This is a genomic window from Flavobacterium procerum (genome assembly GCF_042431625.1).
Lineage (GTDB): Bacteria > Bacteroidota > Bacteroidia > Flavobacteriales > Flavobacteriaceae > Flavobacterium > Flavobacterium procerum.
Genome location: NZ_JBHLYW010000032.1, coordinates 54,559 through 71,146, shown reverse-complemented (window position 1 = coordinate 71,146; position 16,588 = coordinate 54,559). Strand labels below are relative to the sequence as shown.

General features: G+C 34.9%; 15 protein-coding genes. 12 read left to right on the top strand and 3 right to left on the bottom strand.

Features of this window, described 5'->3' with window-relative positions:
• Nucleotides 1-4 precede the first annotated feature (4 nt).
• The gene (locus tag ACFFLS_RS24495) at nucleotides 5-2,737 is read right to left on the bottom strand and encodes a putative LPS assembly protein LptD (RefSeq protein WP_379682583.1); all 2,733 of its coding nucleotides are present in this window, start codon (nucleotides 2,735-2,737) and stop codon (nucleotides 5-7) included.
• Nucleotides 2,738-2,786: 49 nt separating this feature from the next.
• Here ACFFLS_RS24495 and ACFFLS_RS24490 point away from each other — a divergent pair, with 49 nt between their 5' ends.
• The 9 genes from ACFFLS_RS24490 to ACFFLS_RS24450 all read left to right on the top strand — a co-directional run bounded on the left by ACFFLS_RS24490 (nucleotide 2,787) and on the right by ACFFLS_RS24450 (nucleotide 10,715).
• Nucleotides 2,787-3,902: an N-acetylmuramoyl-L-alanine amidase family protein gene (locus tag ACFFLS_RS24490; RefSeq protein WP_379682582.1), complete on the top strand. Its 1,116-nt coding sequence runs from the start codon at nucleotides 2,787-2,789 to the stop codon at nucleotides 3,900-3,902.
• 50 nt (nucleotides 3,903-3,952) lie between these two features.
• Complete coding sequence (locus tag ACFFLS_RS24485; protein WP_379682581.1) at nucleotides 3,953-4,918, top strand: MlaD family protein; 966 nt, start codon at nucleotides 3,953-3,955, stop codon at nucleotides 4,916-4,918.
• 6 nt (nucleotides 4,919-4,924) lie between these two features.
• The gene (locus ACFFLS_RS24480) at nucleotides 4,925-6,265 is read left to right on the top strand and encodes a 4Fe-4S dicluster domain-containing protein (protein ID WP_379682580.1); all 1,341 of its coding nucleotides are present in this window, start codon (nucleotides 4,925-4,927) and stop codon (nucleotides 6,263-6,265) included.
• Between the two features lie 80 nt (nucleotides 6,266-6,345).
• The gene (locus tag ACFFLS_RS24475; RefSeq protein ID WP_379682579.1) at nucleotides 6,346-7,137 is read left to right on the top strand and encodes a (Fe-S)-binding protein; all 792 of its coding nucleotides are present in this window, start codon (nucleotides 6,346-6,348) and stop codon (nucleotides 7,135-7,137) included.
• Nucleotides 7,138-7,236: 99 nt separating this feature from the next.
• Nucleotides 7,237-7,719 (top strand): ABC transporter ATPase, encoded by a 483-nt coding sequence (locus ACFFLS_RS24470; protein WP_379682578.1) that lies wholly within the window; start codon nucleotides 7,237-7,239, stop codon nucleotides 7,717-7,719.
• Between the two features lie 254 nt (nucleotides 7,720-7,973).
• Complete coding sequence (locus ACFFLS_RS24465; RefSeq protein ID WP_379682577.1) at nucleotides 7,974-8,168, top strand: hypothetical protein; 195 nt, start codon at nucleotides 7,974-7,976, stop codon at nucleotides 8,166-8,168.
• 52 nt (nucleotides 8,169-8,220) lie between these two features.
• Nucleotides 8,221-8,994, top strand: a complete 774-nt coding sequence (locus tag ACFFLS_RS24460; RefSeq protein ID WP_379682576.1) for a hypothetical protein — start codon at nucleotides 8,221-8,223, stop codon at nucleotides 8,992-8,994.
• A gap of 51 nt (nucleotides 8,995-9,045) precedes the next feature.
• A complete protein-coding gene (locus ACFFLS_RS24455) occupies nucleotides 9,046-9,861 on the top strand; it encodes a hypothetical protein (protein WP_379682575.1) in 816 nt (271 codons plus the stop codon).
• Between the two features lie 107 nt (nucleotides 9,862-9,968).
• Nucleotides 9,969-10,715, top strand: a complete 747-nt coding sequence (locus ACFFLS_RS24450; RefSeq protein WP_379682574.1) for a hypothetical protein — start codon at nucleotides 9,969-9,971, stop codon at nucleotides 10,713-10,715.
• Nucleotides 10,716-10,829: 114 nt separating this feature from the next.
• On the opposite strand, the gene ACFFLS_RS24445 is transcribed toward ACFFLS_RS24450, so the two are convergent.
• Complete coding sequence (locus ACFFLS_RS24445; RefSeq protein ID WP_379682573.1) at nucleotides 10,830-11,999, bottom strand: IS3 family transposase; 1,170 nt, start codon at nucleotides 11,997-11,999, stop codon at nucleotides 10,830-10,832.
• A gap of 5 nt (nucleotides 12,000-12,004) precedes the next feature.
• On the bottom strand, nucleotides 12,005-13,126 hold the full coding sequence (locus ACFFLS_RS24440; RefSeq protein ID WP_379682572.1) for an IS3 family transposase: 1,122 nt from the start codon (nucleotides 13,124-13,126) through the stop codon (nucleotides 12,005-12,007).
• 576 nt (nucleotides 13,127-13,702) lie between these two features.
• Here ACFFLS_RS24440 and ACFFLS_RS24435 point away from each other — a divergent pair.
• The 3 genes from ACFFLS_RS24435 to ACFFLS_RS24425 all read left to right on the top strand — a co-directional run bounded on the left by ACFFLS_RS24435 (nucleotide 13,703) and on the right by ACFFLS_RS24425 (nucleotide 16,309).
• Entirely contained in the window at nucleotides 13,703-14,188 is a 486-nt protein-coding gene (locus tag ACFFLS_RS24435; RefSeq protein WP_379682571.1) for a hypothetical protein, read from the top strand.
• A 458-nt stretch (nucleotides 14,189-14,646) separates the two neighbouring features.
• On the top strand, nucleotides 14,647-15,444 hold the full coding sequence (locus tag ACFFLS_RS24430) for a hypothetical protein (RefSeq protein ID WP_379682570.1): 798 nt from the start codon (nucleotides 14,647-14,649) through the stop codon (nucleotides 15,442-15,444).
• 70 nt (nucleotides 15,445-15,514) lie between these two features.
• Nucleotides 15,515-16,309 (top strand): hypothetical protein, encoded by a 795-nt coding sequence (locus tag ACFFLS_RS24425; protein ID WP_379682569.1) that lies wholly within the window; start codon nucleotides 15,515-15,517, stop codon nucleotides 16,307-16,309.
• Nucleotides 16,310-16,588 lie beyond the last annotated feature (279 nt).

The following is a 16,588-nucleotide window of genomic DNA, read 5'->3' as shown; positions in this document are numbered from 1 at the left end:
ATTGTTATCGATTAGAAGTGCTTCGTTTGTTCCATTTAATGTCGCTAAGCATTCCCGATTTGATTCCGATAAAGAAATTCCAGTTTGAATTTACGCCTAGCGGTGTCCAGTTAAAGGCCATTCTCCAGCTTAACAAATCTCTTTCAAAACGGAATTGAGTAAAGGTAACTCCTTTTTGAACAAAATCATAACCTGTAGAAACCCCGCCTTTCCATTTTGGCGTGATATCCATGTTGACAGATACCATCAGTGAGTTTCCGCTTATTTTGCTTTCTCTATTGGTGTTTTGGTAGGTCAAAGAGTAGGCGAGTGTCATGTCCCACGGAATTTTAGAATTAAAAAATTCGGTAATAACGTCGTCTTCACGTTCAGGGTCATTAGCAAACTGACTATTTCTGGTGTCGTTCAGATCGGTGTTGGTTCCAAACAAGTCGTCGTTACGTCCTCCATTCCGCTGACTCTGGGAATTTTTTTCCTTATCGCCGCCTTTGTTTGAAAATGAATAATTTAAAGTAAGGTTGGCACTGGTCATTCTAAACAAACTACCGCCATTGTCGATATTGTATTTGTTCATTTTGTTACCGCCATTATCAATTGCATACGGGTCAAGAGTAGCACCAAAATTCATATTCAGTTTATTGTCAAAAAACTGCGTACCACCACTTACTAAAACCGGTTGCCATGCAAAGGTTGATTTTCCATCCGCGTTAAAATTGTAGCTTGTGCTGAAATTTAAATTGTTCAAAAGCATAATTTTTTTCGGCTCTGTTTTTGTGCTGTCACTATCTCTTACTTTAGCCTCAAAAGTGTTGCTTAATGCGATACCAACAATGTTTGAATTGTCTTTTCCAGGAGCGCTAAAAAGACCTCCGTCAAAGCGGGAGTATTGAGAAGTTATAATTCCGGTTGCATCTACATAATAATTATCATAATAACGCTCAAAACTTGGTGTATAAGCATATGTAATACTCGGGCGCATAACGTGTCTGATGGCTTGGAGTTTTTTGTCGCTTCCAAAGTCATAAGTACCATAAATAGTGGTTCCTAAATTGGTGCTGAAATTATACGTTCTGTATGCATCAAAACCATCAACAACTTTGTCGTTTACTCGTCCGTCTGCTTCATCAAATTCTTTTTTAATAGTTTTGGTCACCCAAGTTTCTTGATAATTTGTAGAAGCACCAGCACTAAAGTATTTGAATATTTTAAAGTTCGTACTAATCGGAATACTATGTTGCATACCAATTTGTGCATCTTTAAACATTTGAGGCTTGAAAAACAATGAATCGGTTGTCTTAAAATAGTTTTTACCGCTTACGTTATATTGTAAATTTATGTTTTTAATAAGTCCTTTTTTTGCGCCGTCTTTTGAGGCAAAAGGATAAATACGATCAATACTTGCTTGAAGCGAAGGCAGTGTCATTACGATTTCTTCTGTCTGCGTATTCTGCTGGTGTGTTGCGGTCAAAGATATACGCGAACCTGGAATGGTGTTAAAATTCTTGTTGTATGAAATAGAAGAGCTTAAGGTATTGTTCAGGTTGGATCCAACATTCGCTTGGTTGATCGATCGCTTAAAATATTTACTTGATCCCATGTTTACAGAAGCTGAGAAAGTCGAATTAGGATTCGATTTTGTATCTCTGGAATGCGACCATTGGATATTATAAATATTTTGTTTGCTGTAATCAGGATAACCGCGTTCACTGCTGATCAGGTTTTCATAACGAATATTGACATTTCCTCGGTATTTATATCGTGTAGCATAAGCTGATTCAAATCGCATGGCGTAACTTCCGTTGGTATAATAATCACCCAGTACGGTCAGGTCGTAATTATCGCTTAAAGCGAAATAATAACCTCCGTTTTGAAGAGAGAATCCTCTCGTATTAGAATCGTTGTAACTCGGAACAATAATTCCCGAAACACTTTTTTCTTTGCTTAAAGGAAAATAGCCATATGGAAGCGCAAGCGGTGTTGGTACATCTGCAATAACCAAGTTAGTTAGCCCAGTAACGATTTTTTTACCGGGAACAAATTTGATTTTTCGTGCTAGAAAATAGTACTCAGGTTCGTCAATGTCTTCGGCAGTAGTAATAATAGCGTTTTTTGAAAAGTAAGTGGAGTCGTTTTCTTTTTTGGTTACGGCAGCCTTAATATTTAGTTCACCTTGTTTTGTTCTTGAGTTAAAGATTACGGCTTTTTTTGTTTTAAAATTAAAACGGATAGAATCAGGCTGTACTTCGCTTTCTCCTTGTTTAAAGTTTGGATATTGAACTAATACCCCAGCAGAATCTTTAATTCGGCCGGCATAAACTTCATCTTTTTCGTAGTTAAGGATTATGATACCCGATTTCAGCTCTACATCTTTGTAATAAAGTTCTGCCTCGTTGTACAAGGTAATGAGTTTGTTTTTTTGATCTATTTTGGCATAATCCTTTGCTACATATCGCACTTTGCCATCCAAAAAGGTCTTTTTGGGTTTTACAGTATCAAGTTTGATGGTGTCTGTTATAGATCCAGCCGTTTTATCTGTTTGTTTTACAGCGGGAATCGGCTTTTTTTTGTTTTTTATCTCCTGCGAATATGAATTACCACAACCTATAGTTAGGAAAAATGATATTAAAACGATATTAAATAAGTTTGTGTGCAAAGGTTTAAATGCTATTTTTGTAAAATTATGGCTTGTTTTTTGACATGTCAAACTTACATATAATTTTTTGGCAAAAATAATCAATTGTAAAAATTATAACAGCTGCATTTTATTAAAATTAACTATTGGATTTATGAATAGATTGAACAAAATTAAGGTAATATTTACTTTTTTTCTACTAATTACGGCTTTTTGTGCTCAAAGTCAGTCAAATGTGTTTAAAGTGACGCTTGATGCTGGACACGGAGATCATGACTTTGGCGCTGTTTATAGTGGTCGTATCGAAAAAAATATTGCTTTGGCTATTGTTTTAAAAGTGGGGAAAATTTTGGAACTTAATCCTAATGTTAATGTTATTTATACCCGAAAAACAGATGTTTTTATAGATTTAGTTGAAAGAGCAAACATCGCAAATCGTGCAAATTCTAATATTTTTGTTTCTATACACTGTAACGCTAATAAAAATACTGCCGCCGACGGTACAGAGACTTATGTGATGGGTTTGAGTAAAGTTGCTTCTAACCTTGAAGCGGCGAAAAAAGAGAACTCGGTAATTACGCTCGAAAAAGACTATAAACGTAAATACGAAGGTTTTGACCCAAATTCTCCCGAATCCATGATTGGAATGACTTTAATGCAAGAAGAATATTTGGACAACAGTATTTCATTGGCTAGTAAAATCGAAGATAATTTTGAGAAATTAGGAAAAAAACTGAGACAAGGCGGTGTAAAACAGGCCCCATTTATGGTTCTTCATAAAGCCTATATGCCTAGGGTTTTGGTTGAGACCGGTTTTATTTCTAACCCGACCGAAGGTAATATTTTGAATTCTGAAGAAGGGCAAGACGATATCGCAAGAGCAATTGCAGAAGCCATTTTAAGTTATAAGCGTGAATATTTTGGTTCGGGAGGAGAAGTAACCGAGGCAAAACCGGTTAAAGATACAACACCTAGCAAACCAAAAACGGTGGTAGCCACTTCTCCAGCTAAACCTAAAGGAACATTTTTTAAAGTACAGCTTATAGCAAGTATCAAAAAAACACCTTTGGAGCCAAAAAACTTTAAAGGACTTAAAAATGTTTCCATGATTTACGAAAACAACATCTATAAATATTTTTACGAGGAAACTTCTGACTATGAAAAAGCTCAAAAATTTCTGCAAGAAGCTAAAAGTAAAGGATATGGAGCCGCTTTTTTGACCGCAACCAGAGATGGGGAAAAAATCAGTATTCAGGACGCAGTTAAATAATAGGCGCCAGTTCGAATATTTATATTAATTTTGTACAAACACTAAGAATTTTGAAAGTAACAAGAGAAATTAAAACGGCTATTTTAGTCATCGCATCGATTTTATTATTTATTTGGGGATATAGTTTTTTAAAAGGAAAAGATCTTTTTACAAATTATAAGGTTTTATACGCAGAATACGATAATGTTGAAGATTTGTCATCATCAGCACCAGTAACCTTAAACGGACTTCCTATCGGGAAAGTAAATAAAATCACTATTAATGAAGTGACCGGTAAATTAATGGTAGAGCTTCAGTTAAAAACAGATTTTCCAATATCAAAAACAAGTAGCGCTGCATTATATTCTCCAAGTTTAATTGGAGGAAAACAAATTAAAATCCTTCCAAACCTTGCTGATAAAGATCCTGCTGAAGACGGACAGGTTTTGCAGTCTGCTGTAGAATTAGGCCTTACCGAATCTTTAGGAGGTAAAGTTGCGCCACTAGAGCAGAAGTTAAGTGCAATGCTTGTAAATATTGACAAACTTGTTGTAGGATTAAACAATACTTTAGATACACAGACTCAGCAAAATTTGAAGAGAACAATTGCAGAATTATCTCAGACAATGGAGCAGTTTCATAAAGCTTCAGGGACTTTAAATACTATCCTGGACACTAATAAAGGTCAGATTAATGGAGTGGTTACAAACTTCAATAAAATGTCTAATAATTTTTCTAAAATCTCAGATTCTTTAAACAAAGCCGATTTAGGAAAAACAGTTAGAAATCTTAATCAGACGCTTGCAAAAGTAGATGCATTGATGAATAATTTAAATTCAGGAAAAGGTACAGCAGGAAAAATATTAAATGATGATGCTTTGTACAACAATTTAGCAAAAACTTCCAAAGAATTGGAGTTATTGCTTCAGGACGTACGCCTTTATCCAACTCGTTACGTGAATGTTTCTCTTTTCGGAAAGAAAAACAAACCTTATGTAGCGCCTGCAGAAAATGCAAATTCAACAGATAAAAAATAATATGTAATGAGTTATTTAGATAATATTTTATTCGCAATACTTCTTATAGTAGGTTTCGGCTTTTTTGCAGCGAGCGTAAAAAAGATCATCCGAAACATTAACTTGGGAGTCGATGTAGACCGAAAAGATAATCCTAAAGCTCGTTGGAAAAATATGGCTATGATTGCTCTTGGGCAATCAAAAATGGTGAAGAGACCTGTGGCCGGAATACTGCATATTTTCGTATATGTAGGATTTATAATTATCAATATCGAATTGATAGAAATCATCATTGATGGTTTATTCGGGACTCATAGAATTTTTGCGCCTTATTTAGGTGTTGTCTATGATGTTTTAATTGCCTCATTCGAAATATTAGCCATACTTGTAATTTTTGCGGTTACTGTTTTTTGGATTAGAAGAAACTTTATCAGGTTGAAACGTTTTATACATTCTGATTTAACTGGTTTTCCAAAAAGTGATGCCAATTATATTTTGTATTTTGAGACAGTATTGATGATATTGTTTCTGTTGATGAATGCTTCAGATTTTCATTTACAGAATGTTCCTGGAGGATATTCACATTTTCATAAAGCAGGAAGTTATCCGATAAGTCAATTTATTGCACCAATATTTAATGGTACTTCAAATGAATTGGTTGGACTTTTATTCGAAGTGTTTTGGTGGCTTCATATTGCGGGTATATTGGTTTTTATGAATTATTTGTACTTCTCAAAACACCTTCATATTCTTTTAGCATTCCCAAATACCTATTTTGCAAATTTAAAGCCTCAGGGACAATTTGATAATTTGGCTTCGGTTACTAATGAAGTCAAATTAATGTTGGACCCAAATGCAGATCCCTTTGCAGCAGCGCCTCCAGCAGACGCGAATGCTGCTCCGGCTAAGTTTGGAGCCAGCGACGTTCAAGATTTGAACTGGGTACAGCTTTTAAATGCGTACACCTGTACAGAATGCGGACGTTGTACATCTGCATGTCCTGCAAATCAGACAGGAAAAAAATTGTCGCCACGTAAAATCATGATGGATACAAGAGATCGTTTGACAGAAGTTGGGAAAAATATGGATGCAAACAAAGGTACTTTTGTTCCAGACAACAAGACTTTATTAAACGATTATATAACTCCAGAAGAATTATGGGCTTGTACTTCGTGCAATGCATGCGTAGAAGAATGTCCAGTAAATATCAGTCCGTTATCTATTATTATGGACATGCGCAGATTTTTGGTGATGGAGCAGAGTGCCGCGCCAATGTCTTTGAATGCCATGATGACCAATATAGAAAACAACGCAGCGCCTTGGCAATACAGCCAACAAGACAGGCTAAACTGGAAAAACGAGAATTAAAAGTTTAATTCTGAAATAAAATAACAGCAAAATTCAGATTTCATAAACGGAACTTTGAACTTTAAACAAAAGAGAGAGAGATGTCAGAAAGTTTAGTAGTGCCTACAATGGCAGAAATGCTGGCTCAAGGAAAACAGCCGGAAGTTTTATTCTGGGTTGGATGTGCCGGGAGTTTTGACGATAGAGCTAAAAAAATTACAAAAGCATTTGTGCGTATTTTAAATCGTGCAGAAGTTTCGTTTGCAGTACTGGGAACAGAAGAAAGCTGTACCGGAGATCCTGCAAAGAGAGCCGGAAACGAATTTTTGTTTCAGATGCAGGCAATGATGAATATCGAAGTTTTGAATGCCTACGAAGCAAAAAAAATAGTTACTGCATGCCCACATTGTTTCAATACCTTAAAGAATGAATATCCTGAACTAGGAGGTAATTATGAAGTAATTCACCATACGCAGTTTTTAAAATCTTTAATTAACGAAGGCCGATTGACTGTTGAAGGTGGCCAGTTTAAGGGTAAGAAAATCACTTTTCACGACCCTTGCTATTTAGGGCGAGCCAATAAGGTTTACGAAGCACCTAGAGACCTAATTGAAAAACTAGACGTAGAATTGGTCGAAATGAAACGTTCTAAAGCAAATGGATTATGCTGTGGTGCAGGTGGTGCACAAATGTTTAAAGATGCTGAGCCAGGAAACAAAGAAGTAAACGTACTTCGTACAGAAGATGCACTTGAAGTAAAACCGGATATTATTGCAGCAGGCTGTCCGTTTTGTAACACGATGCTGACAGATGGTATCAAGCATGCACATAAAGAAGGCGAGATAAAAGTAATGGACGTTGCCGAATTAATTGCAAACGCACAAGATCTTTAAGCTAAGACTCTAAGTTACTAAGATGCTAAGGTTCTAAGTTTTTTAACTTGAAACTCTTCAAGAAATCTAAAATCAACAATCTAAAATCTAAAATTAAAAATGTATATACCTTTTGAAAATTTACCAGGCGAATCCAGAGTTTGGATTTACCAGTCGAACAGAAAATTTTCTGAGGAAGAATTTTCTGAAATCGAAAACGATCTGAAAGCTTTTGTAGAAGACTGGGCAGCTCACGGAACAAGTCTTGAGGCTTCTTACTTATTGAAATACAATAGGTTTATAATACTAGCTGTAAATCAAGAGGTGCAGCCGGCAACTGGTTGTTCTATTGACAGCTCGGTAGAATTTATCCAGAATCTAGAAAAAAAATACGGTGTAGATTTATTGGATAAGATGAATGTTACATTCAAACTTGGAGAACATATTGCACACAAACCGTTGATTGATTTCAAGAAAATGGTTAAAGATAAGGCGGTAACAGGAAATACGATTGTATTTAATAATTTGGTTACCAATATTGAAGAATTTAATGACGCTTGGGAAGTTCCTGCTGTCGACAGCTGGCATAGCAGATTTTTCTAAGATGAACTTATGATATTTTTGAAAAGGCATGAAATTTAGATTTTGTGCCTTTTTTTTATGGCTTTAAGTTTAGTTTTGGTTTGTTCATAATGTACTTGAAGCTGTTGTTGCTCCACGCTATTAGCAACGGCTAATTTTTTTAATACTCTATAATAGTTTAAGTCTAATGACCTAAACTGTAGCCTATTTTACTACAAAGAAAACTTTTCCTGGCAATAGAGCCGATTTAGCAAGAGTAATTTCGCATAAAAAAAATGAAAACCAAGGAAAGTTACAATCAAGATGTATTAAAGTTAATACAAATCAAATATGGGTATTCTTATGACTATATAAGAAAATCCATTCGCGGAGATCGTTTAGGTGATGTTTCCAATACAATAAAAGCAGAATACAACAAACTAAATGACGAAGCTAGAAAGGCTATTATGATGTACTCTAAAAAATTATAATAGAGAACAAATACCACACTAGTACAATTATTAATTTTTAAATTCATGTAAAATGAAGAAAATTACGCTCTTGCTATTGGTAATTCAGAGTGGGATTATGATGGCACAAAAGACTATTCTAGCTCCTACTGGGCAAAAAATTACGATTCACTCCAATGTAAACAATGGTCTTACTGCTACTGATGGCGTCATACAACTGGGCGGTGCTTTAGTTAAACCTACAACTATAAACACCAGTGCTACAAATACTCTTGCAATTAAAAACCTTACCACCAGTACCGATACCAGTGATACTCCTATAGTAGTGGAGGCAGATGGCACTCTTAAAAAAGGGGCTTTTCCGCCAATTGATATAGTTCCTACGGATATGGGAACTGTAATTGTTGTAGATGGCAAGCTCCAAGTAGCACAAGAACTTACAGTAAAGCTTAGAGAAGACTATCCTATTGGTTCTACTAACTACTCGAACAGAGTTGTAGGCAAACTTACTGCTGTGACCGATACCGATAACACCTTTATAACCAGCGATACCAGTAATTCCTTTACTGTAACTACAACTGGTTGGTATATGGTCTCCATAAATACTATGTTTTATAATTCAAGCGGTGCCGCGGGAGGTAGTCCGGCTATAGGAGTCTGGTGTAATACCGACAATGTCTGGGTAGCACGTAACAACAATGCTTTAAGTGATGTAAACATGAACACGACCTTGATTACTACCATAACTATGTCTGCAGGCAAAACCTATTCGTTTAGGGCATCCTGCGGTTTTCCATCAGGTGCTTTAAGGGCAGAATTCACTTATTATTCCATTAAAAGATTATAACCAAAAAAAGATAGTGTACTTCTTTTAAGTATTGAATTAAAACAAAGTAAAATGAAAAAAATAGTATATCTGATTTTGTTACTTCAGATTGGAGTAATAAACGCCCAAACCAAAACCGCAGTATCTCCTTATGGCGAAAAAATTACGGTTAACACCAGTGCCAATAACGGGCTTACTAACAACAATGGCACTCTGGAGCTGAATGGAGAATTAATAAAACCCACAACCATCGCCACAACCACCACAAATACGCTAAAATTAAATGGTCTTAGTACTAGTGCTGACACCAACGACAAACCAATTGCGGTAACAGCAGATGGCACTATAAAAAAGGCCGCTTTTCCTGTTGTCAATATTTTGCCTAGCGATATAGGTACAGTGATAGTGTTAAATGGTAAACTGGAAGTAGCACAAGAAATCTCTGCTCTTCTGGCGGCAGATTTTCCTATTGGCACCAGTAGTCCTGCTGTAAAAGTAATTCCTAATATAAGCAATGTCTTGATAGATAATAAAGGCACTTTTGCAAGTGACGGTACGGGCAATTCGTTTACTGTAACTGCAGATGGCCTCTATGCGGTAACTATCAATACACAAGTCAACAACACAAATAATGTAAAAGGCGGAAATCCTACGATAGGGGTATGGTGTAATACTGATAACCAGTGGCTGTGTAAAATAAACAACGAAACTGGAAACGACTACAAGGTAAACCTTACGTTGCTTACCTCTGTTACTATGTCTGCTTCTAAAACTTATTCGTTTAGAGCGGGTTATTCTACTAATACAACGGCAACAATTGTGGCTGTTAATTCAGGTACTACTGGTGGTGGTCCTGTTTCTTATTTTTCAGTCAAGAGGGTACAATAGTTCTAAGAGTCGGTTGTAAAAATCAAATTCAAAAAACAATACATTTTATATTTATGAAAACAAAAAAACTTTTGTACCTCCTGTTTCTTGTGCAAAGTGCAATTGGTATGGCACAAAGCCCTGTCGGACTAAGTCCAAATGGCGAAAAAATCCCTTTGATTCCTTATACAGATAACGGCATAACTGCCAGTGCTGGCTTTACAGAACTGAACGGCAATCTTAGTAAACCAACCACTATTATTACTAACGAAAATAATACGCTTGCTTTAAGCGGTCTGCCGGTTAGCACTAATACCAATGATAGTCCTATTGTTGTAGATGCAGATGGTAATTTAAAAAAAGGCCGTTTTCCTTCTATTAATATTACGCCCTCAAATCGGGGAACTGTATTGGCAATTAATGGCAAGCTTGAAGTAGCGCAGGAAATTACTGCCATGCTGGCAATAAATTTATCTGTCAATAATACAGCTTCGCCAGTACAAATTGGGAACTTATCCAATATCTTAATAGATAACACCGATAATTTTACCTTTAGTGGTACGAGTAATACAATTAAAGTAACCACAGATGGTATTTATCTAATCCAGATGAATTTTTCTATCTTAAATCCATCAGCATTTGTCATTGGAGTCTGGTCTGATACAGATGGCAAATGGGTAGCCCGCATCAATAATGGTTTAGCTGTTTCTAAAACAACCTTAAACCTGATTACAGCTATCCCTATGTATGCCTCTAGCGTATATTCTTTTAGGGTTTTCTCAACTTATGGTGTTGCTACCCTAGAAGCTGTGAACGCCACTGCTGGTGCAGGTAATGGCCCAACAGGTTTTGTTTCTCTTAAAAGGTTGAAATAAGGAAGAGTAGACATCAATAAGACATAAAAAAAAGCTGTAAAATTTAGATTTTGCAGCTTTTTTTTATACCTAAAAATTTGTTTTATATTTATTCAATGGATATTTAGCTAAAAATCAAATTATATTTTTAAATCTATCAAACTCTTCAATAGTTTTGTATTTCAAAAAGGAGTGCATTCTTTTCTTATTATACCAATTTTCTATAAATTCAAAAACTTCGACTTTCAATTGTTCTTTAGTAAACAGTGAATTTCTATATATTAATTCTTTTTTTAATGCGCTGAAAAAATTCTCTGCAATAGCATTATCCCAAAAATTTCCTTTTCGACTCATACTTCTAATTATATTTTTATGCGAACTTAGTCTTTCTATGAAACTTTTACTTGCATATTGAGCTCCTCTATCCGAATGAAATATTAATTTATTAGTAGCTTTTCTGTTGCTTATCGCCATTTCCCAAGCGGGTATAGTTGTTTGTAAAGTTGTTAATGAACTGCTTAAATTCCATCCAATTATTTTTCTATCAAATAAATCCAAAATAATTGTAAGATACATAAAACTATTTCTTATTCTTATGTATGTAATATCAGAAACCCAAACTTTAGAAGGTTCTTTTACTGTAAACTTTCTATTTAAAATATTTGGTGCAATTAAATTAGTATGATTTGAATTAGTTGTTATTTTAGTCTTTTTATTTCGCTTATAGCATAAGCCTAATTTTACCATATACCTTCTAACTGTTGTTTTTGAAATAGTATAACCGCGCCTTTGAAGCTCTATAGTAATAGTATTGGAACCGTGTCGTTGGTTAAATTCAAAAAATATAGATTTTACTTCTTCGCTTATTAAATTCTTTCTTTGTTGTGGCTCTGAAATAAAATTTCTTTTCCATCTGTAATAAGCGACAATGCCAATTCTTAAAACTTTGCACATGGTTGTAGTAGGATATACTTTTGCATTGTCTTTAATATACTGAAGAACTATTAATCTTCCTTGTGAAACATATTTGCTTGCTTTTTTTAAAATTTCCAATTTCTGTTGAGCAAATTTTATTTTTCTAGTTAACTCTTTAATTTTTTTTTGTTCAGGATTTAATCTGACGTAACCTCTTCCCGAACCACAAAAACTTGTTATGCCAAATCTTTTGTATTCTAATTCCCATCTCGACAATGTGCTTTCTGATACTTCAAGGTCTTTTGCGACTTGCTCAATACCCTTTTCGCACATTAACCGAACAGCTTTCTGTTTGACAAGACGATTATATGTATTATATCTCTTAGCCATATTTTTCAAATGAAAACAATTTCTTTTTTATTATTCCAAGTTTCTATATATTCAAATATTTCAAATCTCATTTCTTTTTTGCTGAGAAGTTTATTTTTTAAGATAAATTTATTTTTTAATTGATTACAAAAATCTCTAGCTACAGCATTATCATTGTAATCTCCTTTCAAGCTCATACTTCTCCTAACAGTTTTATAAAAACTTAATGTTTTTGCAAACCTTTTATTTGCATACTGCATTCCTCTGCAAGAGTGGAATATTAATCCATCTGTAATTTTTCTATTAACAACTGCCATTTCCCAAGCTGGCAAAGAAGTTTCTTTTGATTTCAAATTATTGCTTAAACTCCAGCCTATTATTTTTTTATCATGTAAGTCCAATATAATGGTGAGATACAAATATCCTGTTGTTGTCTTTAGATATGTTATAGTTGAAACCCAAATTTGAGATATTTTGTTACATTTAAACTCTGGGTCTAAAACATAGGGAACAACGGAAGAATTGACAGTTGGAATTAATTTGACACTCTTTTTTGCTTGTGCTTTACTACTTAAACCTAATTGTTTCATATAGTCACCAACAGCTCCTTCTGATATTTTATATCCTTTTCCTTGAAGTGCTTTAGTAATTTTGGGACTTCCATATAGTTGCTTATTTTCAAAAAATATATTCGTAATTTCTTTCTTTATTTGGATTATGAAATCTGCTTTTTTTGAAACAATCTTTTTTGACACAACCTTTTTTTTCCACCGATAATAAGAACAAGAATCTATTCTTAAAAATTCACACATTTTATTAGTGGAGCACATTCCTTTGTTGCGTTCTATAAATTTATATAGTAATGAGTAATCGTGATAAATATTTTGTTTCTCTTTTTTTAAAACTTCGTATATCAGCTCTAAATTTTTAAGTTCCGTCTCAAGTTTATTGATTTTTTCTTCCTCAGCACTTAACCGTGGATGTCCCTTTCCACAGAAACTTGCCATTCCGAATTTTTGATATTTTAAACGCCAGGTACACAATAGTGCAACTGGTATTCCAAGTTCTCTTTCTGTTCTCGAAATATTGCCTGATTCATAACTTAATTGAATCGCGTTCAGTTTGAAAGCACGGTCATATTTTTTCATACATGCCTGATTTAAAAAACATAAGTCTTACATTATTATAAAAAAAATTTAAAAATTATTTTAGTTAATGTTAAATCCTACGTTTGGTGAGAGATGTAGTATGAAACAGTAAATGGCATTGAGGTAAAAATCGTAGAGAAATTAATTCCAGCAGATTTAAATGAAAAAAATATTATGGCAGAAAAAGTAAAGAAACTATTTCGAGCTATGATGGCATGTTTATTAATAGTTTCGCTGGATTTATAAATATGTAAGATTATTTATAGTTACAAAGATAAGACAAAAATAAAAAGCTATAAAACTTTTGAGTTTTACAGCTTTTTTATGTCAAATAAACCCTTATACAATATTATTAAACCCTGTCTCGTCCTAAAATAAGTTTACATAATTTAAAAAAAAATATACAGGCACGAGCGGGACGCTCTCGCTAGCAGGGGCAAAAAGATGTAAAGCTTAGAGTTTACAGCTTTTTTTTATATCAAATAAACCCTTATACAATACAATTAAAACTAATAAGGGCATTTAAAAAAACTACAGCAATCTAAGTTTACGCTTATTAACTAAAAACTTAGCATTATGCCATTAGAAAATTTAAACGGACTGCATTACACTGCAGCCGAAAAAACAACGGTAAACACCGCACTTAATAGTTTGATGACTGCACTTTCGGCAAAATTTAAAAACCTGTTGCCAGAAGAACGCAGCAGGTATGGGAGTGTCAATGAGCAAAACAAGCTTTTAATAAATAAAGTAAAAGACTTTAGAAACAGTCAGCCAGCAATGAGTAGCCCTGATGTGGATTGGGTAGAATTTCAGAATGATTGCGATTCAAGGGAGTTTCTAGAAAGTGCCATTACTAGATTAGAAGCATTAGTTGGCAGTCTAAAAAACAACAAAACCCTGCACGATTACGATTGCTACCACGCCGCACTTACTGATTATGATTACAGCAAATACAAAGCAGGCAGTAAAACAGCTGGTTATGAAGTAAAAGTAAAAGAGTTGGCGCAGTTTTTTCCGCGAACTAATACAGCTAAAACAGCAGAAGATCCTGCTTTGTAAAAGTCTTCTATAGAAGGCAAAACCTCGTGAGTAAATTCAGGAGGTTTTTTTTATGCATTACCCCAAAACATTCTCAGTTTAGGTCTTTTCGTGATGTACTAGGGTTATTTAGCCAAACGTTTAGGCAAGCTGCCTAAAAAAATAGCCTTTCAGACGCAAAATTTTAGATTCGACAGTTAATGGTTTGGGTTGGAAGAGGAAATTTTTAGCCATTTAGTTTAAACTTTTAGGGCAATTGCATAAGCACATCACCAAAAGACCTAAACGCTTCTGCTACTTATATATTGGGTTTTATTTATGTGTAAAACAAGCTGTTGCATTCAAATTAACCCTTTTGTGATATAAATAAACCCTTTGATGGTAAACAAGCCAATGAATCAAGTTTAAGTTTGCTTCGAAAATAAAACTAAGACAAATATTATATTGAATACAATTAGTAATTTTTAAGTTCCTTTAAAATGAAAAGAATTATACTTATACTCCTGATGATTTATAGTGGGGTTATGATGCCACAAGCCAAAACAGTAGTGACGCAATACGGAGAAAAAGTTGTTGTTCACCCAAATGCCAACAATGGGCTAAACACCAATAATGGGTTTGTACAACTAGGTGGCGAATTAATGCAGCCTACCACAATAAAAACAACAGGAGCCAATACATTGGCCATAAGCGACCTTACTGTCAGCACCGATACAAGCGACACTCCAATTGTAACAACAGCAGCTGGTGTTTTAAAAAAAGGAGCTTTTCCGTCTATTAACATCATTCCCGATGACATTGGTACTGTAATGGCCATAGATGGTAAATTAGAAGTCGCCCAAGAAATTACGGCATTAATGTCTACAAACTTTCTGTTAGGTGTAACAACAGGCAAAGCTATTGGCAACATAACCAATGTACTGATAGATAACAAAGGTACATTTACAGGAACCGGTACAACAAATTCATTCAAAGTAAAAACGGATGGACTTTACTTCATTACCATAAATCTGCCCATTTTAAATGCAGGATCTGGAACGCCAGCAATTGGTGTCTATTGCGATACCGACGACGAGTGGGTAACACGCATAAGTTCTGAAGCTAAAGACGTCAGAATAAATCTTACCTTACTCACTTCGCTATCTTTATCGGCAGCCAAAACCTATTCCTTTAGAGCTGCTGTAAGTGCTGGCGCCTCTGCGACTGTAGAAGCTGTTAATTCGGGTACAACCGGAAACGGTCCTGTTGCTTTTTTCTCTGTTAAAAGATTAAGATAAGCGCAGAGCTCCAATTTATTTACAAAATAATACAGAAGCAAATTGTAGAACTTTATTTAGAGGCATCAAAATGAGAAAACTTTTCTATATACTGTTGTTGTTAATCCAGACCTGGATTAGTACAGCTCAAACTAAAACCGTTTTAAGTCCTTACGGCGAAAAAATAACTATTAATCCGTATACCCAAAATGGAGTGAGTGGCAATGCAGGTTTTATCCAACTCGGAGGAGATTTGACACAGCCAACTGTTATAAAAACCTCGACAGATAATACTTTATCGTTAGAGCTTCCAACAAGTACAGACACAAAAGACACCCCAATTGTAGTAACCTCAGACGGAACATTAAAAAAAGGCGCTTTTCCAAGCCCGAACATCGTACCCGACGAAATAGGCACCATAATAGCCATAAACGGCAAACTTGAAGTAGCGCAAGAAATTACCGTTTTATTAGGAGCCGATTTTAATTTTGATTATATATCAGCTACAACTCCTTCCATTGTAGGAAATCTAACCAATGTCTTGATCGATAATAAGAATATGTTTACAGGCAGTGCTACTACCAATTCGTTTAAGGTTGCTGCAGACGGCGTGTATCTTATTAATATAAATGCTTCAATTATTAATGGAAGAACTCCAGTAATAGGCGTTTGGTGCAATGATGACAATAAATGGATCGCACGTATAAACAGTTATACTAGCACACGCGCGAACATCACATTAATAACGGCTGTTTCAATGTCTGCTGCAAAAACGTATTCCTTCAGAACATTAACTGCAATAGCAACAGGAACTCCAGCAACATTAGAAGCTTTTAACTCGGGTACTTTGGCAGGGTCTGTTTTTTCTGTTAAAAGATTGAAATAAAAACTAAAATTGTAGCAAGAGCAATAGTTTTTACTTGTCGCAAATCCAGGACAAGCTGTGTATTTTCGAAATCGACAAGATTATGGATGTATTTTCGTGGCAAACATAGCCCGTGGTTTCAACCACGGGAACGCAATGCATATTCAGCATACCGTTTCCTGCGGTTGAAACCGCAGGCTATGTTTTATTGTGTTAGGTGTGTTCAATAATTTCAACCGATAATGCAGATTTTTGATCCTTGCCCACAAGAGCAAGACGCAATGTGTTTTTTCTCTATTG